The sequence below is a fragment of the Streptomyces himalayensis subsp. himalayensis genome, from assembly GCF_013778455.1.
In the GTDB taxonomy this organism is placed as follows: Bacteria; Actinomycetota; Actinomycetes; order Streptomycetales; family Streptomycetaceae; genus Streptomyces; species Streptomyces himalayensis.
Genome location: NZ_JACEHE010000006.1, coordinates 157,238 through 182,398, shown reverse-complemented (window position 1 = coordinate 182,398; position 25,161 = coordinate 157,238). Strand labels below are relative to the sequence as shown.

Here is a 25,161-nt window from a genome sequence, read left to right as displayed (position 1 = left end):
GCGGAACGACTGCCCACAGCGGGGCGGCGGACCTACACCCCCGTCCGTTCCCACCCCCGCCTCTCCGGCCGTACCCCCAGCTGTTCCGGGTCGCGGGTGCGGTACACCACGTACGGGCGGAACAGGTACTGGACCGGGGCGCTGAACATGTGCACGAGGCGGGTGAACGGGACCATGGCGATGAGGACCATGCCCACCACCGCGTGGATCTGGTACATCACCGGCACGCCCGCCATCAGTTCCGTCTTGGGCTGCAGGATGAACAGGCTGCGGGACCATGGGGCGATCGTCTCACGGTAGTTGTAGCCCTCGCCGGAGACGTGCATCAGCTTGGCGACCATGCCCAGCACGAGCGCGGCCACGAGCACCAGGTACATGAGCTTGTCGTTGGCCGTCGTGGCGCGGAACACCGGGGCCTTGGTGCGCCGCCGGTACACGAGCAGCCCGATGCCGGCCAGTGCCAGCACCCCGGCCGCCGTCCCGCCGTAGAGCGACAGCAGATGGTACGTGTGCTCGTTCAGGCCGATGTCGTCCGTCCACGACTCCGGAACGAACAGGCCCACCAGGTGGCCGACCAGCACGAAGAGGATGCCGTAGTGGAACACCGGCGACGCGATGTTGAGCAGCTTCGACTCGTAGATCTGCGACGAGCGTGTCGTCCAGCCGAACTTGTCGTAGCGGAACCGCCAGATCGTGCCCGCGACGAGCAGTACGAAGGCGACGTACGGCAGGACCCCCCACAGCAGTGCGTTCATGACCGTTCTCCGATGAGTGGCTCTCCGAGCTCTCCGACAGGGGGCTCTCCGATGGGTGGCTCTCTGATCAGCCCGAAGGGCTCCAGGCCCACCTCCTCGCGCGGCGGGCCCGACCGGGCCAGTGCCAGCGCCTCGGCCCGGTCCTTCGGGGACGGGCCCGGCAGCGTCGCACACACAGCGTCGAGCACGCGCGCGTACGGCGTGCCGAAGTCGGTGAGGGCGAGGCGCAGCAGCTCCAGGCCGCCGCGGTGCTCCTTGAGCAGCACCGGTCCGGCGTGCGCCGAGAACTCCAGCACCACCGGCAGGAAGTCGGGCAGCTCCTCGCCGGTGAACTCCAGGCCGTGCGTCCGGTAGGTCGCCTTGAAGCGGACCAGCGACATGCCGCGCCGCCGCGTGTCCCCGTCCCGCCACCAGCTCAGATACAGACTGTGCCGGTTCTTGAAGTCGAAGACCTTGACGTAGTGGGCGGCGAGATCCGAGGGGTCCTCGGCCGCCACGTGGTCGAGGAATTCGCCCAGCTCGGGGGCGGCGGCCCGCAGCAGCGGCAGCCGCACACGGAACTCGTCGTCGGGATAGCCCAGGCAGTACGCGGCGGCCTGGTACAGCACGGCGGGGGACGTCACGGCGGCAGCTCCTTCAGCTCGTTCTCCTCGTCGGCCGTCTGCCGCTTCGCCAGTACGTGGAAGTTCTCCACGGAGACCAGCGGCAGGTGCCGGCGCCCGGAGTCCTGGCCGAACGGGCCGTCACCGCCCATGCCCGGACCACCGGGGAAGTCGAGGCTGCAGGAGTCCGGCAGTTCGGCCGGGAGAGCCGTCTCCTCCAGGCGGGCCGCGTCGCCGACCGCGGCGGTCGGGATGACGTAGCGCTCCTCGTACTTGGCGATCGCCAGCAGCCGGTACATCGCCTCGATCTCCGTCGCCTCCATGCCGACCGACGCGGCGACGGAGGGGTCCGGCTGATCGCCCAGGTTGATCGCGCGCATGTGCGAGCGCATGGCGGCGAGCTTCTCCAGCGAGGCCCGTACCGGACCCACATCACCCGCCGTGAACAGCTCCGCCAGATACTCGAGCGGGATGCGGAGCGTGTCGATGGCGCCGAAGAGGTTGCCCGCTTCCTCGCCGTCGAAGCCCGTCTCGGCCAGCGCGTCCACGACCGGCGACAGCGGCGGGATGTACCAGACCATCGGCATCGTGCGGTACTCGGGATGCAGCGGAAGGGCGACCCTGTACTTGCTGATGAGGGCGTGCACGGGGGAGCGGCGTGCCGCCTCGATCCAGTCGTACGCGATGCCCGCCTCCTCGGCCGCCCGCTGGACACCCGGATCCTCCGGATCCAGGAACACCCCCAACTGGGCCTCGTACAGCGCCTTCTCGTCCTTCACGGACGCGGCCGCCGTCACCTTGTCCGCGTCGTACAGCATCACCCCGAGGTAGCGCAGCCGCCCCACGCACGTCTCCGAGCAGACCGTCGGCAGGCCCACCTCCACGCGCGGATAGCAGAAGTGGCACTTCTCGGCCTTGCCGGTGCGGTGGTTGAAGTACACCTTCTTGTACGGGCAGCCGGTGACGCACATGCGCCAGCCGCGGCACTGGTCCTGGTCGACCAGCACGATGCCGTCCTCGGCCCGCTTGTACATGGCGCCGGACGGGCACGACGCCACGCACGACGGGTTCAGGCAGTGCTCGCAGATCCGCGGCAGGAAGAACATGAAGGTCTGCTCGAACGCGAACTTGACCTTCTCGGCGGCCTGTTCGCGGACCTTGGCGACCATCGGGTCGAGATCCCCGTGCTCGGGCGCGCCCGCGAGGCTGTCGTCCCAGTTCGAGGACCACTCGATCTTCATCGGCTTGCCGGTGATCTGCGACAGCGGCTGGGCCACGGGGAAGTCGTCGCCGAGCGGCGCGTCGGTGAGGTTCTGGTAGTCGTACGTCCAGGGCTCGTAGTAGTCCTTGATCTCCGGCAGCACGGGGTTGGAGAAGATCCCGGCGAGCTTGCGGAACCGGCCGCCCGCCTTGAGCTTCAGGGCGCCCCGCTTGTTCAGCTCCCAGCCGCCGCGCCACCGCTCCTGGTCCTCGTACCGGCGCGGATAGCCCTGCCCTGGCCGGGTCTCGACGTTGTTGAACCAGACGTACTCCATGCCGGTGCGGTTGGTCCACGCCTGCTTGCAGGTCACTGAGCAGGTGTGGCAGCCGATGCACTTGTCGAGATTCATGACCATCGCGATCTGAGCCATAACGCGTCCGATAGTGGCTTCGCCACGGGGCATTTCAGTACTCCACTTCCTGCGAGCGGCGGCGGATGACCGTCACCTCGTCGCGCTGGTTGCCCGTCGGGCCCAGGTAGTTGAAGCCCCACGACAGCTGGGCGTACCCGCCGATGAGGTGGGACGGCTTGAGAAGCACGCGGGTCAGGGAGTTGTGGATGCCGCCCCGTTTGCCGGTCGTCTCCGTCTTCGGGACGCTCACGGTGCGTTCCTGGGCGTGGTGCATGTAGACCGTGCCGGCGGGCATCTTGTGCGAGACGACCGCGCGGGCGACGACCACGCCGTTGCGGTTGACAGCCTCGATCCAGTCGTCGTCCCGGACGCCGATCGCGTCCGCGTCCTGCGGGGACATCCAGATGTTCTGGCCGCCACGGGAGAGCGACAGCATGAACAGGTTGTCCTGGTACTCGGAGTGGATCGACCACTTGTTGTGCGGGGTCAGATAACGGACCGTCACCTCCCGATGGCCGTCCGGGCCGAGGCGCGGCTCGCCGAACAGGCGGTTCATGTCCAGCGGCGGCCGGTAGACGGGCAGCGCCTCGCCCAGTTCGTGGATCCAGTCGTGGTCGAGGAAGAAGTGCTGCCGTCCGGTGAGCGTGTGCCAGGGCTTCAGATGTTCGGTGTTGAGCGTGAACGCGGTGTAGCGGCGCCCGCCGGACTCACTCCCGGACCACTCCGGTGAGGTGATGACCGGCACGGGTGCGGCCTGCGTGTCCGCGTACGTGATGCGCTTGCCTTCGTGTTCGGCCGCCAGATGCGCCATCTCCTGGCCGGTGCGCGCCTCCAGGGTGTGGAAACCCTGCGTGGCCAGGCGGCCGTTGGTCGTGCCGGACAGCGCGAGGATGGTGTTCGCCGCCTTGACGGCGGTGTCCAGGGCCGGGCGCCCGTCGGCGGGACCACCGCGTACGACACCGTTGCGGGCCTTGAGGTCCTCCACCTCCTGATCGGGCCGCAGCGCGATGCCCTTGACGGGCAGACCCAGACCCTCCGCCAGGGGACCGAGTGCCGCGAACTTGGCGCCGATCGCCGTGTAGTCGCGCTCGACGACGGCCAGATTCGGCAGCGTCTGGCCGGGCACGGGATCGCACTCACCCCGCTTCCAGTCCAGGACGACGCCGCCGGGCTGCGCCGTCTCGCCCGGTGTGTCGTGCTGGAGCGCGGTCGCGACGATGTCCCTGCGGACGCCGAGATGGCCCACCGCGAGCTCGCTCAGCCGACGGGCCAGCGCATGGAACGTGTCGAAGTCGGTGCGGGCCTGCCAGGGCGGGTCCACGGCTGGTGAGAAGGCATGCACGTAGGGGTGCATGTCCGTGGTCGACAGGTCGTGCTTCTCGTACCAGGTCGCGGCCGGCAGTACGACGTCCGACAGGAGCGTGGAGGAGGTCTGCCGGAAGTCGAGCGACAGCAGGAGGTCGAGCTTTCCCTCGGGCGCCTCGTCCCGCCAGGCCACATCCCTAGGCCGTTCGCCCTCGTCGGCTTCCTCGGCCCGCAGCGACGAGTGCGTGCCCAGCAAGTGCTTGGTGAAGTACTCGGCGCCCTTCGCCGACGAGCCGAGCAGATTCGCGCGCCACAGGGTCAGCACACGCGGCCAGTTCTGTGGCGCGTCGGGATCCTCGACCGCGAACTTCAGTTCGCCGCTTCTGAGTTGCGCCACGACGTGCGCGATCGGATCGCCGAACACGTCCCCGAGGTCCAGCGGATTCTTGTCGAACGTCGGGTACGACGGCATCCAGCCGGAGCGCGCGGACAGCGCCAGGCAGTCGACACCCGTCATGCCCGCGAACTGCCCGCTGCCCAGCGGGGACGCGTGCACATCGGCCGAGAACCTGTCGTAGCGCCACTGGTCGGTGTGGAGGAACCAGTACGCGGCGCCGATCATCTGCCGCGGTGGCCGCTGCCAGTCCAGCGCACCCGCGAGCGTGGCCCACCCGGTGAACGGGCGGCACTTCTCCTGGCCGACGTAGTGCGCCCAGCCGCCGCCGTTGCGGCCCTGGCAGCCCGTGAGCTGCAGCAGCGCGAGGAAGGCACGGTAGATCGTCTCGGAGTGGAACCAGTGGTTGGTTCCGGCGCCCATGAGGATCATGCAGCGGCCCTGCGACTTCTCCGCGGTCCGCGCGAACTCCCGGGCGATCCTGATGGCCTGGGCGGCGGGCACGGAGGTGTGCACCTCCTGCCAGGCCGGGGTGCAGGGCGCGCCCGCGTCCTCGTACGACGACGGCCAGTCACCCGGCAGACCCGGCCGCCCCACTCCGTACTGGGCGAGCAGCAGATCGAACACCGTGGTGACCAGCGGGCTTCCCGGCCCGCCGATCCTGACGGCCGGCACGCCGCGGCGCATGACCTCGCCGCGCCCCTGCCCGTGCTCACCGCCCTCCGTGTCGAAGCGCGGCAGCAGCACCTCGACCGGCATCGCGCGGAACGTGCCGTGCAGCGTCAGCCGCGGGCTGATGTCGCCCAGGTCAAGGTTCCACCGGCCCTTGCCGGAGTCCGTCCAGCGGAAGCCGAGCGACCCGTTCGGGACGGCGGGATGCCCGGTCGCAGCGTCCAGGACGACCGTCTTCCACTCCGCGCCCTCCCCGGCCTGATCGAGATCGGAGGCCCGCAGGAACTTCGACGGAACGTACGCACCGTCCCGCTCGGTGAGCGTGACGAGGAACGGCAGATCCGTGAACTTCCGTACGTAGTCCGCGAAGAACGGCGTCTCGCGGTCGACGAAGAACTCCTTGAGGACCACATGGCCCATGGCCAGCGCGAGCGCCCCGTCGGTGCCGGGATGCGGATGCAGCCACTCGTCGGCGAACTTGGCGTTGTCCGCGTAGTCCGGCGCGACGACCACGACTTTCTGGCCGCGGTAGCGGGCCTCGGCCATCCAGTGCGCGTCCGGCGTCCGCGTGACGGGCACGTTCGAGCCCCACATCATCAGATACGCCGCGTCCCACCAGTCGCCCGACTCCGGTACGTCGGTCTGGTCGCCGAACACCTGCGGCGAGGCGACCGGCAGGTCCGCGTACCAGTCGTAGAAGGAGAGCATCGGAGCGCCGATCAGACCCATGAAACGGGCCCCGCCCGCGTGCGACACCATCGACATCGCGGGGATGGGCGAGAACCCCGCGATGCGGTCCGGGCCGTAGGTCTTGATGGTGTGGACGTGTGCCGCCGCCACGATCTCCAGGGCCTCGTCCCAGGTAGCCCGCACCATGCCGCCCTTGCCGCGCGCGCGCTGGTATCCGCGCCGGCGCTCGGCGTCGCCCTGGATGTCCGCCCACGCCAGCACGGGGTCCTTCAGACGCTGCTTGGCCTCCCGGTACATCCCGAGCAGCACGGCCCGGATGTACGGGTAGCGCACGCGCGTCGGCGAGTACGTGTACCAGGAGAACGCGGCGCCCCGGGGGCAGCCCCGCGGCTCGTACTCGGGGCGGTCGGGACCCACCGACGGATAGTCGGTCTCCTGGGTCTCCCACGTGATGATGCCGTCCTTGACGTACACCTTCCAGCGGCACGAACCCGTGCAGTTCACACCGTGCGTCGAGTTCACGACCTTGTCGTGGCTCCACCGGTCGCGGTAGAAGGCGTCCCCCTGGCGGCCGCCCTTGAACTGCACACTGTGCAGATCGGGTGCCGCGGTCCCGCGCCGGAAGAACTTTCCCGTCCGCAGAAGCACCGCACCCGGTTCGGTGGGGGTCCCCGTGGTCTCTGTCACCGTGAGCTCCCTTGGTGGCGCATGCCTCGAAACGTAGGCGTGCTGAGGGACTGCCACCCGCTCACTGCGTCCGTACGGGTTACGGTGCTGGTGCCAGCCTCCGCCCCCTGCCGGAAAGACCCCACCCGCCGTGCTCGTCGCCCGCTCCGTCGCCCTGTTCGTCGTCGCCGCCCTCTTCGAGATCGGAGGGGCCTGGCTGGTCTGGCAGGGAATCCGTGAACACCGGGGCTGGATCTGGATCGGCGCCGGCATCATCGCCCTCGGCCTGTACGGCGTGGTGGCCACGTTCCAGCACGACGCGAACTTCGGCCGCATCCTGGCCGCGTACGGCGGGATCTTCGTCGCCGGCTCGATCGCCTGGGGCATGATCGCCGACGGTTACCGCCCCGACCGTTTCGACGTCATCGGTTCGCTGATCTGCCTCGCGGGGATGGCCGTGATCATGTACGCGCCGCGCGCGCACTGACCGTTCGCCGCGCGCCCCCATCGCCCTCTTCGGGAGACGGGCAGTGGCCTACTGCCCCCGGGCCCGGGACGCCGGAGTCAGTGACGGTCGCGCGTGCTGCCCCGGACGACGAGCGACGTGGCCAGCTCGACCCGGGGGCTTTCCAGCTCCTCGCCGCCGATCAGCCGGACGAGCGTCCGCAGGGCGGTGCCGCCCATCTCCTTCAGCGGCTGGCGCACGGTCGTCAGGGGCGGGGTGACCCAGCGGGCCTCCGGCAGGTCGTCGAAGCCCACGACGCTGACGTCCCGCGGCACCTCAAGACCGGCCTCGGCCAGCGCTTCGTAGCCGCCGATGGCCATGTGGTCGGAGCAGATGAACAGGGCCGTGGGCGGCACGGGCAGCCGCAGCAGCTCTTCGACCTGCCGCCTGCCGCTGGCACGGTCGTAGGTGCCGTGACGTACGAGTTCGGGCGGCGTGTCGACGCTCGCCGCCGCCATGGCCGAGCGGTAGCCGGCGATGCGAGCCCGGGCGAACAGGTGGTGTGGCGGGCCGGTCACCAGACCGATGCGTTCGTGTCCGCGGTCCAGCAGGTGGGTGGTCGCCTCGTAGGCACCGGCCCAGTTGGTGGTACCGACGGACGGCACGCCGAGGGGCGGATCGCTGAGCGGATCGATGACCACGCAGGGGACCTGGGCCTGCTGGAGCCGGGCGAGCTGCTCGTCCGTGGGCTCGGTCAGGCCCAGCACCACTCCCGCGCTGCCGCGCTCCAGGACCCGGTCGACCCAATCCGGGGCGTACTGGCCGCCGGTGGCGACAGGCGCCCGGGCAAGGGAGATCGCCACATGCAGTCCCGCCTCGTACGCCGCCGCCTCCATGCCGCTGACGACGCTCGCCGGCCAGGAGCCGTCCAGCCCTCCCAGGACCAGGTCGACGGTGCGGGTGGACGGGTCGGCGAGGGAGACCCCCCGGCGGATGTACCGGTGGCTACGGAGGGCGGAGTCGACCTTGTCCCGGGTGTCCTGCGAGACGTCGTCGCGGCCGTTGAGGACCTTGGAGACGGTGGAGACCGAGACGCCGGCCGTTTCGGCGATCTGGGCGAGGGTCGGGCGGGACGTCCGGCCACCGGTCATGAAGGGGCTCCTTGTTGGTCCCGGTAGTTTTCGCAAATAATCTAGGCCGGCGTGGCGTCTGCTGACAAGAACGACTTGCTCTCCTCGCTCGATTTTGTATGCCTTGACACGCTTACCCGCCAGACCTAGCTTCTCTGTCGGCCAGCCTTAGGGCTGGTTTGTCGCGAAAAAATTTTCGTAACTGTGTGGGATCGGAGCCCCTATGTCGCCCAAGATGTCCGCCGATCCGTTGCGGGTCACCGTATGGAGTGAGGGTCGTCACGAGCAGCGGGACGAGCACGTCGCGCGGCTGTATCCGCAGGGCATGCATGGAGCGGTCGCCGAGGGCGTCCGTCTCCATCTCGGCGACGGCGCGCGGGTCCGTACCGCGACACTGGACGAGCCGGAGCACGGCCTCACCGAGGAGGTGCTCGCCGACACGGATGTCCTGACCTGGTGGGGGCACATCGCTCACGACGAGGTGTCGGACGAGGTGGTCGACCGCGTACACCGGCACGTCATGGCCGGGATGGGCCTGATCGTGCTGCACTCCGGGCACTGGTCGAAGATCTTCACCCGGCTGATGGGCACGACCTGCACCCTGCGCTGGCGCGCCGAACGGGACCGCGAGCTGGTGTGGACGGTCGACCCGGCCCACCCGATCGCAGCCGGTGTGCCGCACCCGATCGTGATCGACGAGCAGGAGATGTACGGGGAGTTCTTCGACATCCCCGCCCCCGACGAGCTGGTGTTCATCAGCTCCTTCTCGGGCGGCGAGGTGTTCCGCAGCGGCTGCACGTTCCGCAGGGGCCACGGGAGGATCTTCTACTTCAGCCCCGGGGACCAGGACTATCCCGTCTACCACCACCCCGATGTGCGGCGCGTCATCGCCAACGCCGTCACGTGGGCAGCCCCAGCGGCGGAACGCCGGACCCCACGGCTGGCCCACAGCGAGACCGGCTGGTTCGAGGGCGAAGGCAACCGGTCGTGAACGCGCACGTGTTCAGCAGCCTGCCGGCGACCGGCGCTCCGCTTCGGGTGATCGTCGTGGGCGCCGGGGGGATGGGCCGGGCCTGGCTGCACGCCGTCCTGACGTCCCCCGACACCGAGTTGGCCGGAGTCGTGGACCTCGACCCGGAGGCGGCCCGTATCGCCGTCGCCGCGGTGGGCGCACCCGACACCCCGACCGGCACGGACTTGGCCGCGCTCGCCGCCGAAACCGGTGCCGAGGCCGTCGTCGATGTGACCAGCCCCGCCGCCCACCTGCCCGTCACTCTCCGGGCACTCGACCTCGGCCTGCCCGTGCTCGGCGAGAAGCCGGCGGCCGCCTCCGTGGCCGAGGCGCTGCGGCTGGCGGCGGCGGCTGAGCGGTCGGGCCTGCTGTTCATGGTCAGCCAGTCACGCCGCTACAACGGGCAGCTGTTCCGATTCCGGGAACTGGCTGGCCGGCTCGGCGACCTCGGCATCCTCACCACCGAGTTCTTCCTTGCGCCGCGCTTCGGCGGCTTCCGCGACGCCATGGCGCACCCGCTGCTCCTTGACATGGCCATACACCCTTTCGACACCGCGCGGTTCCTCCTGGATGCCGAGCCCGTGTCCGTCTACTGCCACGGCTACAACCCCGCCTGGAGCTGGTACGCAGGCGCCGCCGCCGCCACCGCCGTCTTCGAGATGACCGGCGGTGTCCGCTACGTCTACACCGGCAGCTGGTGCAGCCCCGGCCTTGAGACGTCGTGGAACGGCGCCTGGCGCCTGAGCGGCGCGCACGGCACCGCCGTCTGGGACGGCGACACTCCGCCTCGGATCGACGCGAACGGCACACCGCCGGCCGAGGACAGCGGAATCCCGGACACCGCGGAGAGTATCGAGGGCGCCCTCACCGAGTTCGTACACGCCTTGCGCACCGGCACCGTCCCCAGGGGCGAGATCCACGAGAACGTCATGAGCCTGGCCATGGTCGACTCCGCGGTCCTGTCCGCGACCGAGGACCGGCGGGTGCACGTGGACGAGGTCCTGGACGCCGCGCACCGCGAGGCGGTCGCCACGGCCGGCGACGCCGAACGGGAGGTCCTCGCCTCCTGGCCCTCCGTACGGACCGCCCTGACAAGACCGTGTCCCACGGGGTGAGGCGGAGGAGTCTCCAGGGCGTCGACGGGTCGGGCTGCCGGCCGGGGCCTCACCGCCATTACCTCCATTACCTCGCACGTAATCGACCGTGACGCGACGCCCGGGCATGGTGGTCGCACTGGACCCCGGGCCGCCGCACTGCGGCCCGGGGGACAGGTCCCGACCAGCGCTTTCGACCTCGATGGAGGCTGAGTTCGCCATGTCCGCCACGCCTACGCCCACGCCGTCCACGCCCACCTCCGCGTCCCCGCTCGCCGGTATCGCCCGTACCTCGGACCCGGGGACCATGCTGCGCCGCTTCCTCGCCCTCGATGCCGTCGCGACCACCGCCAACGGCGTCGCCTACGTCGCCGCGTCCGGGCCCCTCGGGCGGCTGCTCGGCGTGCACCCGGGGCTGCTGCTCGCCCTCGGTGTGTTCCTGGTGGTCTTCGGAGCCGGCGTCGGTGTGCTCGCCGGGCGCAGGCGCCCGGCGGTCTTCGCCGTCCGTGCCGTGATCGAGGCCAACCTGATCTGGGCGGCGCTCAGCCTCGTCGCCCTCGCCGTCTGGCTCTCGCCGACCACCGCCGGTGCCGTCTGGGTCCCGTTGCAGGCCATGACGGTCGCGGGCTTCGCTGCCCTGCAGTACGCGGCGCTGCGGAAGCTGAGGACCGTGTGACCGTGCCCGGCCTCAGGGCATGAGGGACTGCAGATACTTGGCCGTCGCAGGGTCGGCCGGGAGGAACGTCTCGATGGCCAGCTCGGCGACGGTCACGTCCATCGGTGTGTTGAACGTCGAGATCGACGAGATGAACGACAGCACACGGCCGTCGTGCTCGATCCGCAGCGGAAGGGCGAAGCACGGCACCGGATCCAAGGGCTCCTCGGCGTCGTCGTCCCTTCGCAGATCCGGCGCCGGATACGCGGCGACCTCCTCGTAGACCGCCCGTAGCGCCTCCGAACGCCTCAGCGCGATCTGGCGCTCCATCTGGGCCAGCAGATGGCCGCGCCACTCGCGCAGGTTCCGGATCTTCGGCGCCAGGCCCTGCGGGTGCAGCGTCAGCCGCATCGCGTTCAGGGGCGGGGTGAGCAGATGGTCCGGGAGGCCGTCGAGCAGCATCGCGATACCGAGGTTGGCCGCGACCACCTGGTACGTCGCGTCGACCACGAGCGCCGGATAGGGCTCGTATCCCCCGAGCAGCCGTTCCAGGCCCTCGCGCAGCGCACCCAGCGCCGGGTCGTCCAGCGGGGTCTCCGGATAGCGGGGCGCGTAACCGGCCGCGAGCAGCAGCGCGTTGCGCTCCCGCACGGGAACGTCCAGATGCTCGGCGAGGCGCAGTACGAGCTCCTCGCTGGGCCGGGACCGGCCCGTCTCCACGAAGCTGATGTGCCGCGCCGACGAGCCGGCTCGCAGCGCCAGCTCCAGCTGACTGATCCTGCGCTGCTCGCGCCAGTCGCGCAGCAACCGGCCGACGCCTGTGGCTCCCGTACTCGATCTCATACACCCGACCGTAGTAGCCCGACTGCAGGAGAGGTGTGGTCATCGAAGGAGCCGGAGGAGTCCGCCGGGGCGACCGGTCACCCGCCCTGTGGCAGGCTGAGGACGAGGACGACCTGCAGGCATGTGACCGAGGACCACGGGCACGTGGTTGTACGACCCCGCAGCACCCATTCGCTCGTACGACGCTGTACGGAAGGAGCGCGGCCATGGCCGTCGAACCGCTGTCGCAGAAGGACATCGAGGACCGGCTCGCGGAGCTGCCCGGCTGGTCGCTCGACGGCGACCGCCTGGCCCGCTCGTACCGGCTCGGCTCCCACTTCGCGGCCACCGCGCTGGTCGTGCACATTGCGCAGGTCCAGGACCAGCTCGACCACCACTCGGACCTCACCCTCGGCTACAACACCGTCTCCCTCACCGTGAACACCCACAGCGTGGGCGGCGCCGTCACCGAACTCGACTTCAAGCTGGCCCACAAGGTGGAGGAGCTGGCGGCGGGGCACGGTATCCGCTGAGCGGCGCACAGGTAGTGGGGGAATAGGTGCTGGACTACGACAAAGAAGCCGCGGTCTACGACCGTACGCGCGGGGGCGTACCGCGGGCGCGCGCCGCTGCCGAGGCCGTCCTCGGACTCGTGCCCAGCACCTCGCGCACCCTGCTCGACGTCGCGTGCGGCACCGGTCTGGTGACCGGTCGGCTGACCCGGCCCGGGATGCGGACGCTGGGCGTCGACATCTCACCCGGCATGCTGAGCGTCGCAGCGCGGCGTCTGGACGGCGCCGTGGTGCTCGGCGACAGCCGCCGACTCCCCTTTGCGGACAGCTCGTTCGACGCGGTCACCGCCATCTGGCTGCTGCATCTGCTGCCGGACGCGGCGCCCGTGGTCGCAGAGGCGGCGCGTGTGCTGCGGCCCGGCGGGGTGTTCGTGACGACCGTCGACAAGAACGCCGCGCACGACGTGGGCAGCGACATCGACGTACTGGTCGCCCCACACCGTTCGGCGCGCGCCGCGGACGAGTCCGCGCGCATCACGGAGTACGCCGCCGCGCACGGCCTGCGCCCGTGGGGCGAGGCCTGCTTCCGGGGCCACGGCCAGGGCCGTACTCCGCGCCGTCTCGCCGACGAGATACTGCGCGGCAGGGTGTACGCCACGGGCGGCCAGGCCCTCGCGGACCGCGTCGCGGCCCTGCCGGACCCGGACATGCCGCGCGCGGAACCGGTCTACCGGCTTCGGGCGTTCCGCTACCAGGCATGAGAGAGCGCCAGGCATGAAAGAGCGCCAGGCCTGCGTGTCGGCATCGCGGCTCCGCCTCGAGTCGGGACCGCGGCTCCGCCTCGAGTCGGGACCGCGGCTCCGCCTCGAGCCGGCTCAGTGAACCGAGAAACCGCCGTCGACGAAGATCGCCTGTCCGGTGACATAGGACGAGGCGCGGCTCGCCAGGAAGACGGCCGCCCCCGCGAAGTCCTCGGCAAGACCGTTGCGCCCGATCAAGGTCCGCTCAGCCAGCGCCGCCACCTTCTCGGGGTCGGACGAGAGTCGCGTGTTGAGGGGTGTCATGACGAACCCCGGCACCAGCGTGTTGCAGGTGACGCCGTACGGCGACCATGCCTCGGCCTGTGAGCGCGCCAGCGACTCCAGAGCCCCCTTGGACACACCGTAGGCGCCGCTCTGGACGAACGCCCGATGCGCCTGCTGGGAGCTGATGTGAATGATCCGCCCGAAGCCCCGGTCGGCCATTCCGGGCCCGAAGCGCTGCCCCAGCAGATGGGGCGCCTCCAGGTTCACCGTCATCGTGGTGTCCCACTCCTCGTCGGTCAGCTCGCCCATCGGCGGCCGCAGGTTCACCCCGGCGCAGTTGACGAGGATGTCAGGCTCCCCGAACGCCCTGGCCGCCTTCTCGGCCCCCGCGCGGATGCCGTCGCGGGTCGCCAGGTCGGCGCTCACCCAGGCAGCCCGGCAGCCGTGCTCCGCCAGTTCGTCCACCGTGGCCTTCAGCGAGGTCTCCGTGCGCGCCACGACCACGACGCGCGCGCCCGCGCGCGCGAGCGCCTCCGTGATGGCCCGGCCGATGCCGGAACTGCCGCCGGTCACGACGGCGACCCGGCCGTCCAGTGAGAACAGGTCGGAGAGGTATGTCTGCGAGCTCATTCCCCCGACCCTAATGCCGTGATCGGGATGGCCGACCGGGGGGCTCACGATCACCGGAGGGCGCCCGCCCCGGCGGACAGGCACCGATGAAATCGATGTCTCCCGGACAGTCCTCGCCCACGAGGTGCGGCAGCCGAAACCCCCTTGATTTTTCCGGCAGTTGGCGGCAACCCCCAAGTGCCCGGCGGCAACTGAGGGACCGGAACCCATCCGTCCACCGGGGAGGAAACCGTGCAGACCGAGCACCCGCACCCGTACGCACGTCCGCACCACCGCAGACGCCGGCTCACCCGCACCCGCGTCCTCGTGACGGCCGTCGTGGCCGGTGCGATGGCCGCCGCCGGGCTCACCGCGCTGTCGGGCACGTCGTCCGCGGCGACGGCCCGGCAGGCCGAGAAGTTGGACCGGGGCGTCGTCAGCGTCCACACAGGCAGCGGCAACCTCGTGAGCTGGCGCTGGCTGGGCACCGACCCGGACAACGTGTCGTTCAACGTCTACCGGGCCGGTACGAAGGTCAACTCGTCGCCGATCGCCGGCTCCACGAACTACTTCCACTCCGGCGCGCCCAACTCGGCCGACTACACGGTCCGCGCGATCGTGAACGGCGTCGAGCAGGGCGACTCGGTGCACGCCATCCAGTTCCGCGCCGGCTACAAGGACGTCCCGATCACGCCCCCCGCCGGCGGCACGACACCGGACGGCGTGGCCTATACGTACGAGGCGAACGACGCCTCCGTCGGCGACCTCGACGGCGACGGCGCCTTGGAGTTCGTCCTGAAGTGGCAGCCCACCAACGCCAAGGACAACTCGCAGTCCGGCTACACCGGCAACACGATCATCGACGGCATCAAGCTGGACGGCACCCGGCTGTGGCGCATCGACCTGGGCAGGAACATCCGCTCGGGCGCGCACTACACGCAGTTCCAGGTGTACGACTACGACGGCGACGGCAAGGCCGAGGTCGCCATGAAGACGGCCGACGGCACGGTGGACGGCCGGGGCACCACCATCGGCAGCGCGAGCGCCGACTACCGCAACTCCAGCGGTTACATCCTGTCCGGACCCGAGTACCTGACCATGTTCAACGGGCAGACGGGCGCGGCGATGGGCACGGTCGACTACGTCCCCGCGCGCGGCACCGTGTCGTCGTGGGGCGACAGTTACGGCAACCGCGTCGACCGCTTCCTCGCCGGGACCGCCTACCTGGACGGCGCCCGCCCCTCGCTGATCATGGCGCGCGGCTATTACACCCGTACGGTGATCGCCGCCTGGGACTGGCGGAACGGCGCCTTCACCCGCCGCTGGACCTTCGACACCAACTCCTCCACGAACACGGGCAAGGGCTTCGACGGGCAGGGCTCGCACAGCCTGTCCGTCGGCGACGTCGACAACGACGGCAAGGACGAGATCGTCTACGGCTCGATGGCCGTCGACGACAACGGCTATGGCCTGTGGACGACGAAGACCGGGCACGGCGACGCGCAGCACCTGGGCGACCTAGACCCGTCCACGTCCGGCCTGGAGTACTTCAAGGTCTCGGAGTCGACGTCCCAGCCCGCCGAGCTGTACATCAACCCGTCGAACGGATCCATCCGCTGGCAGCTGGCGGCCTGCTGCGACAACGGCCGCGGCGTCGCCGGCGATATCCACGCGGGCAACGACGGCGCAGAGGTGTGGTCGGCCTCCGACACGTCCATCCGCGACGAGGCGGGCGCCACGAAGGGCCGCGAACCGTCCTCCGCGAACTTCCTGTCCTGGTGGGACGGCGACACCACCCGCGAACTCCTCGACGGCACGCACATCGACAAGTACGGCACGTCGTCCGACACGCGTCTGCTGACCGGCGCCTCCGTCCACTCCAACAACGGCACGAAGGCGACCCCCGCACTCTCCGGTGACATCCTCGGCGACTGGCGCGAGGAGGTCGTCTGGGCCACGTCCAACAACACCGCGCTGCGGATCTACTCGACGCCGAACGAGACGAACACGAAGATCACCACACTGCTCCACGACACCATGTACCGCACGGGCCTGGCCTGGCAGAACACGGCCTACAACCAGCCACCGCACCCGAGCTTCTTCATCGGCAACGGCATGCCGACGGCACCGCGGCCGACCATCACCACGCCGTAGCGGCACCTTCGCCCCACACAGCGGCCTCCATTGACCACCCCCGCCGCGCGCGGGGGTGGTCTGCGGCATGCTCAGCGCAGCGGCTGGAAGTGGTGGTTGAGCGTCCAGACGCCGATGCGGCTGCCGGTCTCACGCCCGGCGATGTCCGCTGTGCGGAAGTGGATTCCGGCCCAGACACGGGCGTTGATCATGTCCTCGTTGAGCTGGTCGGCGTGATCGTAGTGCCGGGTTGTGTCCGTGGCCTCGGAGGAGATGTTGAGGTCGAGGTGAGGGGTGCCGAGGATCCCGGTCAGGGTCCGGGTCACGGCGCCGGCGACCGCGGCGTGGCCGCTGACGTAGTCGGGGTGCGGTGGCGTGACGAGCAGCGGCTGCCACTGCGGATCGGCTTCGGTCGCGGGGTTGTCGTCGGTGTCGGCCAGTTGGATGGCGGTGATCGGCCGCCAGAATCCGTAGTGGAGTTTGGCGTCCCATGTGGCGACGACGGCGTCGGTCGCCGACGTGTTCGCCGCGGCGAACAACCGTGCTGTCTCGGCGATGCCCAGACGGTGCCGGGCGGTGTAGTCCCGGAACGCCGTCTGGAACTGCACCACCAGATTGCCCCCGAAGAACAGGGCGGTCTCGGTCTGGTGCGCCGTACGGGGCGATCCGGTCCTCGCCCCCATCGTCTTCACCTCGTTCACGTCCTCGGCGTAGCGGGCCGAGGACAGGGCGGGCGGCCCGCCGGGACGGAACTGGGACGGGGAGGTGAGCGCCATCGGACGCATCCTGCCGAGCCAGGTGTCGAGGAAGGGCCGGTAAGCGGGCGGGGTGGGCCGCCAGACGCCGGGCGCGGGCGGAACGGTGAACTCCACCGGCTCGAACCGGCCGTCGCCTTCCCGCAGGTCGATGATGTGGTCGGCGGCGCGTTCGCCGAAGGCCACGCCCTGCCTCTTCGCGGTGCCGTCGGGGATCTTGGCGAGGGAGTCGGCGTAGGCGGCGTCGAGCGGGCCTTGGGAGGCGGGGAAGCAGGTGACCAGTACGTGGTGGGCGGCGGTCACGGCCGCCGCCTCGGGCGATGCGGTAGAGGGCCCGCGCACCTGCCACTTGTACGGGGCGTAGTCGCCCTCGATGCCGACCACGGCGTTGTAGACGGCAGCCGAGACGAACCCGTGCCAGATGACCGCCTGCCCGGAGGGGTGGGTGGCGCCGAGGTTGGTGCTGATGGTGTCGGTGGCGATGGCGTTCCATTCGCGGATCGCCGCGGGGTCCGCCGAAGGCTTCGAGTGGCTGCCGGCGGTGGCTGTGGGACCGGCCATGGCCGTGACGGTGAGGAGCAGCAGTGATGCGACAGCGCCGGTGACGGCCCGTCTCCTCGAACGAGAGATATCCATAGCTGACTTAACAGTCAAATAGGTGAACGGTCACGTCGATTGTCGAGGGTGCCGCATGCTGGTGGAGGGCGCGTGCCCGTGCACGCGCCCTCCGTCTGTGCCTGGGGACTCGGACGAGCGTCAGCTGACCGCGCACCCCTCCTCCCCGACCTTGAACGCCGTCGGCTTCCCGTTCGTCCCGGACGAGCTGCCGGTGAAGCCGAACGCCACCGACGCCCCGGGCGCCACGTTCGCGTTCCAGCCCACGTCCTTCGCCGTCACCGCCGAACCGTCCTGCGTGTGCGACGCGTTCCACATCTGGCTGATCTTCTGGCCGTCGGGGAAGGACCAGCCGAGTGACCAGCCGGACCAGGCCTCATCGCCCGTGTTGGTGAGCGTGACGTCCGCCTGGAAACCGTCCGACCACTCGTTGGTGATCTTGTACGTCACGGTGCAGGCACCGTCGGCAGGCGGATCGGTGTCACCGTCCCCGTCGCCATCCCCATCGCCAGGGGGATCGGTCTCGCCGCCGCCCGTGTCCGCCGTGTCGCCGTAGATGATGCCGCGGCCGTTCGTCGACACGTACACGCGCCCGTAGACCCGCGGATCACCCGTGATCGCGGCGCCCGTCCAGCCCCACTGATGCGCGTCGTCGTTGATCCGCACCCAGCTCTGGCCCGCGTCCGTGGAGCGGAAGATGCCGCGCACACCGCCGATCTTCGCGCTGGTGTAGAGCGTCTGGTACGAGGCGTCGGGTGCCGCCTTGCCGAAGCCGATGGTGTCGGCCTGCTCGACGCCGGACACCTTGGTGAAGGTGGCGCCCGCGTCCGTCGAGTGCCACAGGCCGTACGCGCCGGTCGTCGAGCCGCCGGCCAGCCAGATGTCACCCTCCTTGCCCGGCACCGCCTTGAAGCGGACGTTTCCCTCCGCCGGCAGGCCGGTCGAGGCCCTCTCGCTGAACGAGACGCCGCCGTCCGTACTGACGTAGAACTTCCCGGACTTGAAGCCGTAGAACTTCTTCGGGTCCACCCGGTCCGACTCGACGATCGCGCCCGCCGGGATGCCCGATGAAGCGGTCCACGACGAGCCGTATCCGGACGTGGTCTGCACGCCCGCGCCGTCCGGGCTCCACACGAAGCGGCTGCCGTCAGCCGCCGCCGCGACCGTTCCGCCGCCCGTCACACCCGAAGGGTCCTGCCCCGCGAACCAGTTGGAGCCGTTGTCCGTGGAGAAGGCGACGTGCGCACCCGAGTCGATGTTGCCGACGCGCACCACCACGTCGGGCTTCGTCTCGGCGAAGTCCAGGCTTGTAGTCGACGTGAAGTTCGGCGAGGTGTACATCATCGGCGGCACCTTGGTGAGGTCCGTGTGCCGGAAGCCGCCGATGTCGCCGAGCGCGCTGAGCAGCGGTGCGCCGGAGGGGGGAGAGGCGATGTCGAGGACCGCGGTCTCCTCCAGGCCCTCCACCATCGGCTTGATGGTGAACTTGCTGCCGCTGTCCCACTGGCCCAGGTTCTCGGTGCCGTAGATGGTCGCGCCCGTTCCGTACATCATGCGGTTGGAGTTGAACGGGTCGATCTCCAGGGACTCCGTCATCCACCCCAGCTTCGGGGTCTGTTCGGGAGGCGAGGGGTTCGCGCCCCAGGTCAGCCAGGGCGAGGACGACACGTCCATCGTGTAGCGGTTCTCGCGGTTGGGGTACGACGTGTAGTCCCAGGCCTTCGTCCACGTGCCGCCGCTGTCCGTAGAGCGGAAGATCTGAGTGTCCGGCCACCAGGAGCTGTAGCCCGTGACCATGACCGTGCCCGGGTTCTGCCGGTCGACGGACAGGCCGCTGAAGCCGTAGTACGTGTCGGCCTCCGCGACGGGGCTGATGTTCTTCCACTCACCGCTCTCGGTGGCGTACCGCCACACCTGGCCCTTTCCGCCGTCGTACGGTCCGCCCGTGTCGCTGTAAGCGAGGTAGAGGAAGCCGTTCTCCGCGTCCAGTACGCCCTTGTGCGGGAGGTAGCCCGTCGGTTGGTCCGCCACGCGGGACCATGTGGCGCCCGCGTCGGTCGAGCGGTAGACGGCGTTCTCCTTGTCGGCGACCCCGACGTAGATGGTCTGCGTCTTCGAGGAGCCCGTGCCCGTCGACTCGTCGAAGGTGACCCAGACGATGCCCTGGTTGTCGGAGGCGTAGCCGCTGGTGTCGCCCGGATCCTGCGCGTAGTTGCCGGGGTTCGGGAAGCTCGTGACCTCGGACCAGGTGGCGCCCGAGTCCGTGGAGTGCCACAGGCCCTTGCCGCTGGGTGCGCCGAGGTACAGCACGCTGTTGTCGTGCGGGTCGACGGCCAGGCGCTCACCCATACCGCGGCCCGGCATGTTGCCGCCCAGCTTGAACGGCAGCTCGGCCTTCTGCCAGCTCGCCCCGCGGTCCGACGACCGCAGTACGGCGCCCTTGCCGGGGTCCCAGTCGTTGGTGTACGTGCCGACGGCCGCGTACACCTTGTCGGGATCGACCGAGTCGGAGGCCAGGCTGACCACACCCGTGTGCCCCCAGTCGTCCCAGCCCACCGAGTCGAGCAGCGGTGTCCAGGTCTTGGTCGACTCCTGCCAGCGGTAGGCGCCGCCGATGTCGGTGCGGGCGTAGGCGAGGTTCTTCTCGGTGCGGTTGAAGACGATGCCGGGGACGAAGCCGCCCCCGTCGATCCGGACGTTCTTCCAGGTGTAGGTGTCGGCGGCGATCGCCACAGGATCGTCGGCGGCCGCGACCGCGGGCGGGGTGCCCGCGAGCAGGCCGGCCGCCAGGGCGAGCGCGGCCGTGAGAGTGCGGGTTCTTCGCACGGTGATGTCCTCTCCGAAATGCGGGGGAACAGGGGGGAGGAAGGGAGGAACCGAGACCGGGCGGGCCCCGGGAAGCTGGGGCCCGCCCGGCGGGTGTACACGGAGCGGCGGGGGACTATTCGAGGAGCTCCGCATACGAGCCCATGGCGAGGGCAATGTCCGCCTGGGCCCAGAACCGGTGGTACGTGAAGGTGGGCGCGGCACCGCCCGCCAGGTAGGACTCGATCTTCGACCAGGCCGGGTCGTCCTCGTAGAAGGAACGGATCGAGGCGAAGGTCGACGACGAGTCGATCGTGTCGCCGTTCGGCATGGTGCCGGTCCAGCCGCTCGGGACGTACACGGCGTCGTCGAAGCGGTTGTAGTCGGCGCGGGTCTCCGGGACGGCGATGCCCAGCGCGTCCTGGTTGTTCTCCCACATGCCGTCGAGCAGCGCCTTCGCCGTCGTCTTCGCCTCCGTGTCACCGGACTTGGCGGCGTAGTACGTCAGGGTCTTGGCGTACGCGGCGGTCACGCCCACGTCGTTGGTGTAGTCCGCGACGGTGACGTGAAGGTCCGTGTTCTCGGCGGGACTCGACGGGTTCCAGGTCTCCGGGGCACCCGACCACCGCAGGGTGTTCGGTACCTGGAACGAACCGTCCGGGTTGACGGTCGTCTCCGACAGCGCCCAGTCGACCCACTTGTCGAGGACGCCCTTGGCCCCCGCGTCACCCGTCTCGTGGTAGTACTCGGCGACCCGCTCCATCGACCACGCCTGGAAGCCGAACCACTGGTTGGACGGCGGGTCGTGGTAGACGGGCTTCTCGTCGTAGTACATGCCGTAGAAGGTGGGCGTACCGGCCGGCGGGGTCGCGTAACGGCCCTGCCAGCTGTTGGTCGCGCCGCCCGCGATGGCACCCTCGGCGGACTGCAGCCACTCGTAGAACTCGAGCTGCCGGTCCAGGCTGGTCGCCCAGTCGGACTGGCCCGTCGCCGACTTCGGCTTGAGCGCGTCGTACGAGCTCAGCGCGTAGGCCGCCATCGGGTTCTGGTAGCCGCCGTGCGCATGGCTGGAGCCGATGCGCACGGACCAGCCCGCCGACGTGTCGGTGGCGCCGCCCCAGGCGTAGTACCAGGACATCAGGTAGTGCGAGCTGTTCTTGCCGGTGCCCGCCGGGCAGGCGGACGGGCCCACGCAGTCGCCGATCTTCTTGAAGTACTTGTCGTACATGGCGTAGCGCAGGTAGTCGCCCATCTTGGCGGCCTTGCCGACGGTCGCCGACACCTCACCGCCCTTGCCCTGCTCCTTGGCCCACAGGTCGGCCCAGTACGCGGCCTGCACGGCACGCGCGTCGGCGTCGGGGGCGTTGGTGAACTTCCACTGCTTGGCGTACGAGGCGTCGCCCGTGAACAGGTCGAGGTAGCCGTTGTCGCCGCCGTAGGTGAAGTTGTCGCAGGTCGGGTGGGTGACGGTCTCCCAGACGGACTCCTGCGGGCCGCGCTGGAAGGTGTTGATGTACGACGGCCCGGTGTCGGACGGACCCGCCTGGCACTTGCCGGGCGCGTTGCCGTATCCGTAGACGTTGTCGACGTCCTGGATCCAGTGCATGCCGTAGATGTCGTCCGTGCCGTACGCGCTCTTCAGTTCGGCCGCGATCGGGTCGGAGCCCGATGTGACCGAGGAGTCGAGCTTCGCCGGGTACGGCGACGGCTGGTCCCACTCGGGTGCGTAGGTGGCCGGCTTGGAGGCGTTGTAGAAGGAGTTGGTCGGCTGGTCGGCGTGCGTGGGGATCATGTACTTCTCCATGATCTCCCAGGCCCCGTTGAACTTGGACCAGTCGCCGGTGATCTTCCCGTACATCGCCTGCAGCCAGATCAGATAGCTGTACGCCTCCGAGGTCGTCTCATGGCCGTGGTCGGGCGCCTCGACGATCAGGGTCTCGACCGAGTGGTACGGGATGCCCTCCGGCGAGAAGTAGCCGTTCGCCGGGTTGGTGATCTTCCCGTACAGGTCGAGGAAGCGGGCGTCGTACGCCTTGCCGGCGCCCAGCTGCGTGACGACGACCTCGGCCTTGGCGTGGCCGGGGGCCGACACCGTGAACGTCGCGGCACCCGTGCCGGACGAGTCGGCGCTGATCGTCACCTTCTGCGCTGTGCTCCAGTTCGACTCGGTGAAGGTGAGGCTCTCGCCATCGGTGACCGACAGGCCCGAGTTGCCCTCGGTCCGGGCCACCGACACCGTCACGTTCGAGGAGGGCTTGGTCGACAGCTTCACCTCGAAGCTCCCGGACTCGCCCTGCTTGACGCCCAGTTGGGTGGGCGACGCGACGACGGCCGGTCCCTCGGCGACCGTGATGCCCACAGGCGTGGACTCCGCGGCCGCGCCGAGGCTGTCATACGCCTTGGCGTACAGCGAGTGGTTGCCTGCCGCCAGACCGTCCGCGTCGTACGTGTACGGCGCGGTGGTGTCCGTGCCAAGCAACTCCGTGTCGTTGTAGAACTCGATCTTCTCGATGTCGGCACCGTCGGCGGCCGCGGCGGTCGCGGCCATGGGCACGGTGTCGCCCTCGCTGAAGATCGCGCCCGCCTCCGGGCTGGTCAGCACGGTCACCGGTGGCTGATGGGCGCCGGCGCACGTGGTGCCGTTGATGGCGAAGCTCGTCGGCGCGGCGTTGGTGCCGCTGTAGGTGAACTGGCCGCCGGTGGAGATGGCGGCCCCGGCGGCGATCTTCGCGTTGTAGGACTCGTTCTTGACGGTGACGGTCTTGCCGGACTGCGACCAGATCCCGCTCCAGCCGTTGGTCAGCTTCTGATCGCCGGTGTAGTCGTACGTCAGGGTCCAGCCGTCGATCGCCTCGGTGCCCCGGTTGGTGACCGTCAGCTCGGCGGTGAAGCCGGAGCCCCAGTCGTTCGTCGTGTAGTCGACGCTGCACTGCACGGCCGCCGCCTGTGCGGGGCTCTGGCCGGTGGCCACCGTCGTCAAGGGAATGGCTAGAGCCGCCACCACGGCGGTCCATAACCGCCGCGCGGCGCGGCGTCTCCTTCTCTGGTGCATGCGCTGGTTTCTCCTTGCGGCTCGAAACAACAGGGGGGTGGCGCAACAAGCTTTGAACCAGTGGGAGCGCTCCCATATTGGGGAGAGGGGCTGGAGGGGTCAAGGTTCTTGAAGAGTCGAACTGTTTCGATGGATGAAGAAACTAACTCCCCTGGTTTTTGCCGTCACTTGGCGCTAGCTTCTTACGCACCAGTGGGAGCGGTTCCATCAGTCGACGCGTCCGTCACGGACGACGCACGATCTGTAAGGAGTCGCTCATGCGACACCCCCCGCGATTATCCGCGCTGCTCATCTCGGCCGGGCTGGCCCTGGTGGGCACCGCGGTGGCACCCGTGGTCACGGCGTCCGGGGCCGAACCCGTCTGCACGGTCGAGTACGAGACCGTGGGGCAGTGGGACGGCGGCTTCCAGGGAGCCGTCACCCTCACCAACAACGGTCCGTCGGTGAGCAGTTGGGAGCTCACCTTCGACTTCGCCGACGGTCAGAAGGTCACGCAGGGCTGGAACGCCAAGTGGTCCCAGTCCGGCACGACCGCCACGGCGGCCAACGAGAGCTACAACGGCTCCCTCGGCACGGGCGCGAGCACCAGTGCCGGCTTCCTCGCCTCCTTGTCGGGGAGCAACACCGCGCCCACCACGTTCAAGCTGAACGGCGCCACCTGCAATGTGGAGTCCGAGCCCGACCCGGATCCCACCGATCCACCGACCGATCCACCCACGGATCCACCGACCGATCCGCCCACTGATCCGCCGACCGATCCGTCGGACCCTGAGGAGGGGCCGCCCGCCCTCAAGGTCTCCGGCAACAAGCTCGTGGACGCGAACGGCGCCACCCGCCGCATGCTCGGCGTCAACCGCTCCGGCGGCGAGTTCATGTGCGTCCAGGGATACGGCATCTGGGACGGCCCGGTCGACGACGCCTCCGTCAAGGCGATCGCCGACTGGAACGTGAACACCGTCCGCATCCCGCTCAACGAGGAGTGCTGGCTGGGCCTGGACAACATCAAACCCGAGTACGCGGGCGCCAACTACATCAATGCCGTGAAGGAGTTGGTGGCGCGAGTCAAGGCGCACGGCATGACGCCGGTCGTGGAACTGCACTGGTCGTGGGGCCAGTACACCGGCAACTCGGCCGGCTGCTCCGACGTCCACGCCAGCTGCCAGAAGCCGATGCCCAACATGCAGTACACGCCGTCCTTCTGGGCCTCGGTGGCGAACACCTTCAAGGACGACAAGGCCGTCGTCTTCGACCTGTTCAACGAGCCGTACGCGGACCGCCCCACCCCCACCGCCGAGCAGGCCTGGACCTGCTGGCGCGACGGCGGCACGTGCCCCGGCATCGAGTACGAGGTCGCGGGCATGCAGGACCTGGTCGACGCCGTCCGGGACACGGGCGCCACCAACCTGATCCTGGCGGGCGGCCTCGCCTACTCCAACGACCTCAGCCAGTGGCTGACGTACAAGCCGTCAGACCCGGCGGGCAATCTCGCCGCGGCCTGGCACGTGTACAACTTCAACACCTGCGCCAACGAGAGCTGCTGGAACTCCACGCTCGCTCCGGTCGCCGCCGAAGTCCCGCTCGTCGCGGGCGAGATCGGCGAGAACACCTGCGCGCACTCGTTCATCGACCGCGTCATGCAGTGGTTCGACGACCGGGGCCAGTCCTACCTGGGCTGGACCTGGAACACCTGGAACTGCAACTCCGGACCCGCCCTGATCAGTAACTACGACGGTACTCCGACGTCGTTCGGCATCGGGCTGCGCGATCACCTGCGCGCCCTCGAGGGATAAAGGAAACCCG

The 25,161-nt window shown here is 69.5% G+C and carries 18 protein-coding genes; 8 read left to right on the top strand and 10 right to left on the bottom strand.

What is annotated here, in order from left to right:
• Positions 1-32: 32 nt before the first annotated feature.
• Genes narI through H1D24_RS12480 form a run of 4 tightly spaced genes read right to left on the bottom strand, consistent with a single transcriptional unit; the run spans position 33 to position 6,718 of the window.
• On the bottom strand, positions 33-755 hold the full coding sequence (gene narI, locus H1D24_RS12495; RefSeq protein ID WP_181657539.1) for a respiratory nitrate reductase subunit gamma: 723 nt from the start codon (positions 753-755) through the stop codon (positions 33-35).
• Positions 752-1,378: a nitrate reductase molybdenum cofactor assembly chaperone gene (gene narJ, locus H1D24_RS12490; RefSeq protein ID WP_181657538.1), complete on the bottom strand. Its 627-nt coding sequence runs from the start codon at positions 1,376-1,378 to the stop codon at positions 752-754. Before narJ ends, narI begins: the two co-directional genes overlap by 4 nt.
• Positions 1,375-2,988, bottom strand: a complete 1,614-nt coding sequence (narH, locus tag H1D24_RS12485; RefSeq protein WP_181657537.1) for a nitrate reductase subunit beta — start codon at positions 2,986-2,988, stop codon at positions 1,375-1,377. The genes narJ and narH overlap by 4 nt, the downstream gene beginning before the upstream one ends.
• 34 nt (positions 2,989-3,022) lie before the next feature.
• The gene (locus tag H1D24_RS12480) at positions 3,023-6,718 is read right to left on the bottom strand and encodes a nitrate reductase subunit alpha (RefSeq protein WP_181657536.1); all 3,696 of its coding nucleotides are present in this window, start codon (positions 6,716-6,718) and stop codon (positions 3,023-3,025) included.
• A 130-nt stretch (positions 6,719-6,848) separates the two neighbouring features.
• Between H1D24_RS12480 and H1D24_RS12475 the strand changes: the two genes are divergently transcribed.
• Entirely contained in the window at positions 6,849-7,184 is a 336-nt protein-coding gene (locus H1D24_RS12475; protein ID WP_181657535.1) for a YnfA family protein, read from the top strand.
• Positions 7,185-7,261: 77 nt separating this feature from the next.
• Here the strand turns inward: H1D24_RS12475 and H1D24_RS12470 are convergent, their stop codons facing one another.
• A complete protein-coding gene (locus H1D24_RS12470) occupies positions 7,262-8,293 on the bottom strand; it encodes a LacI family DNA-binding transcriptional regulator (RefSeq protein WP_181657534.1) in 1,032 nt (343 codons plus the stop codon).
• A 202-nt stretch (positions 8,294-8,495) separates the two neighbouring features.
• Here H1D24_RS12470 and H1D24_RS12465 point away from each other — a divergent pair, with 202 nt between their 5' ends.
• The 3 genes from H1D24_RS12465 (at position 8,496) to H1D24_RS12455 (ending at position 11,054) form a co-directional block, all read left to right on the top strand.
• Positions 8,496-9,263 carry a ThuA domain-containing protein gene (locus H1D24_RS12465; RefSeq protein WP_181657533.1) on the top strand — a complete coding sequence of 256 codons (768 nt, stop codon included), beginning with the start codon at positions 8,496-8,498 and terminating at the stop codon, positions 9,261-9,263.
• Positions 9,260-10,399, top strand: coding sequence for a Gfo/Idh/MocA family protein (locus H1D24_RS12460; protein WP_181657532.1), 1,140 nt, complete (start codon positions 9,260-9,262; stop codon positions 10,397-10,399). Before H1D24_RS12465 ends, H1D24_RS12460 begins: the two co-directional genes overlap by 4 nt.
• Positions 10,400-10,598: 199 nt before the next feature.
• Positions 10,599-11,054, top strand: coding sequence for a hypothetical protein (locus tag H1D24_RS12455; RefSeq protein ID WP_181657531.1), 456 nt, complete (start codon positions 10,599-10,601; stop codon positions 11,052-11,054).
• Between the two features lie 12 nt (positions 11,055-11,066).
• On the opposite strand, the gene H1D24_RS12450 is transcribed toward H1D24_RS12455, so the two are convergent.
• Positions 11,067-11,876: a helix-turn-helix domain-containing protein gene (locus H1D24_RS12450; protein WP_181657530.1), complete on the bottom strand. Its 810-nt coding sequence runs from the start codon at positions 11,874-11,876 to the stop codon at positions 11,067-11,069.
• Between the two features lie 206 nt (positions 11,877-12,082).
• On the opposite strand from H1D24_RS12450, the gene H1D24_RS12445 reads away from it, so the two are divergent.
• Both H1D24_RS12445 and H1D24_RS12440 read left to right on the top strand, forming a co-directional pair.
• The gene (locus tag H1D24_RS12445; protein ID WP_181657529.1) at positions 12,083-12,388 is read left to right on the top strand and encodes a 4a-hydroxytetrahydrobiopterin dehydratase; all 306 of its coding nucleotides are present in this window, start codon (positions 12,083-12,085) and stop codon (positions 12,386-12,388) included.
• Positions 12,389-12,414: 26 nt separating this feature from the next.
• Positions 12,415-13,128 (top strand): class I SAM-dependent methyltransferase, encoded by a 714-nt coding sequence (locus tag H1D24_RS12440; RefSeq protein ID WP_181657528.1) that lies wholly within the window; start codon positions 12,415-12,417, stop codon positions 13,126-13,128.
• 114 nt (positions 13,129-13,242) lie between these two features.
• Here the strand turns inward: H1D24_RS12440 and H1D24_RS12435 are convergent, their stop codons facing one another.
• Positions 13,243-14,022, bottom strand: coding sequence for an SDR family NAD(P)-dependent oxidoreductase (locus H1D24_RS12435; RefSeq protein WP_181657527.1), 780 nt, complete (start codon positions 14,020-14,022; stop codon positions 13,243-13,245).
• A 231-nt stretch (positions 14,023-14,253) separates the two neighbouring features.
• On the opposite strand from H1D24_RS12435, the gene H1D24_RS12430 reads away from it, so the two are divergent.
• Positions 14,254-16,155 (top strand): rhamnogalacturonan lyase, encoded by a 1,902-nt coding sequence (locus H1D24_RS12430; protein WP_445194915.1) that lies wholly within the window; start codon positions 14,254-14,256, stop codon positions 16,153-16,155.
• A 71-nt stretch (positions 16,156-16,226) separates the two neighbouring features.
• Here the strand turns inward: H1D24_RS12430 and H1D24_RS12425 are convergent, their stop codons facing one another.
• From H1D24_RS12425 to H1D24_RS12415, 3 genes are all read right to left on the bottom strand, one after another.
• A complete protein-coding gene (locus tag H1D24_RS12425; protein WP_258564019.1) occupies positions 16,227-17,450 on the bottom strand; it encodes a vanadium-dependent haloperoxidase in 1,224 nt (407 codons plus the stop codon).
• A gap of 195 nt (positions 17,451-17,645) precedes the next feature.
• Positions 17,646-20,330 carry a cellulose binding domain-containing protein gene (locus tag H1D24_RS12420; protein WP_181657525.1) on the bottom strand — a complete coding sequence of 895 codons (2,685 nt, stop codon included), beginning with the start codon at positions 20,328-20,330 and terminating at the stop codon, positions 17,646-17,648.
• Between the two features lie 115 nt (positions 20,331-20,445).
• Positions 20,446-23,361, bottom strand: coding sequence for a glycoside hydrolase family 48 protein (locus tag H1D24_RS12415; protein WP_181657524.1), 2,916 nt, complete (start codon positions 23,359-23,361; stop codon positions 20,446-20,448).
• A 257-nt stretch (positions 23,362-23,618) separates the two neighbouring features.
• Between H1D24_RS12415 and H1D24_RS12410 the strand changes: the two genes are divergently transcribed.
• On the top strand, positions 23,619-25,151 hold the full coding sequence (locus H1D24_RS12410) for a cellulase family glycosylhydrolase (protein ID WP_181657523.1): 1,533 nt from the start codon (positions 23,619-23,621) through the stop codon (positions 25,149-25,151).
• Positions 25,152-25,161: the final 10 nt, after the last annotated feature.

Coding starts and splice junctions, on each gene's coding strand:
- narI (WP_181657539.1), bottom strand. CDS start 755: ATGAACGCACTGCTGTGGGGGGTCCTGCCGTACGTCGCCTTCGTACTG.
- narH (WP_181657537.1), bottom strand. CDS start 2,988: ATGGCTCAGATCGCGATGGTCATGAATCTCGACAAGTGCATCGGCTGC.
- H1D24_RS12470 (WP_181657534.1), bottom strand. CDS start 8,293: ATGACCGGTGGCCGGACGTCCCGCCCGACCCTCGCCCAGATCGCCGAA.
- H1D24_RS12465 (WP_181657533.1), top strand. CDS start 8,496: ATGTCGCCCAAGATGTCCGCCGATCCGTTGCGGGTCACCGTATGGAGT.
- H1D24_RS12455 (WP_181657531.1), top strand. CDS start 10,599: ATGTCCGCCACGCCTACGCCCACGCCGTCCACGCCCACCTCCGCGTCC.
- H1D24_RS12450 (WP_181657530.1), bottom strand. CDS start 11,876: ATGAGATCGAGTACGGGAGCCACAGGCGTCGGCCGGTTGCTGCGCGAC.
- H1D24_RS12445 (WP_181657529.1), top strand. CDS start 12,083: ATGGCCGTCGAACCGCTGTCGCAGAAGGACATCGAGGACCGGCTCGCG.
- H1D24_RS12435 (WP_181657527.1), bottom strand. CDS start 14,022: ATGAGCTCGCAGACATACCTCTCCGACCTGTTCTCACTGGACGGCCGG.
- H1D24_RS12425 (WP_258564019.1), bottom strand. CDS start 17,450: ATGGCCGGTCCCACAGCCACCGCCGGCAGCCACTCGAAGCCTTCGGCG.
- H1D24_RS12415 (WP_181657524.1), bottom strand. CDS start 23,361: ATGCACCAGAGAAGGAGACGCCGCGCCGCGCGGCGGTTATGGACCGCC.
- H1D24_RS12410 (WP_181657523.1), top strand. CDS start 23,619: ATGCGACACCCCCCGCGATTATCCGCGCTGCTCATCTCGGCCGGGCTG.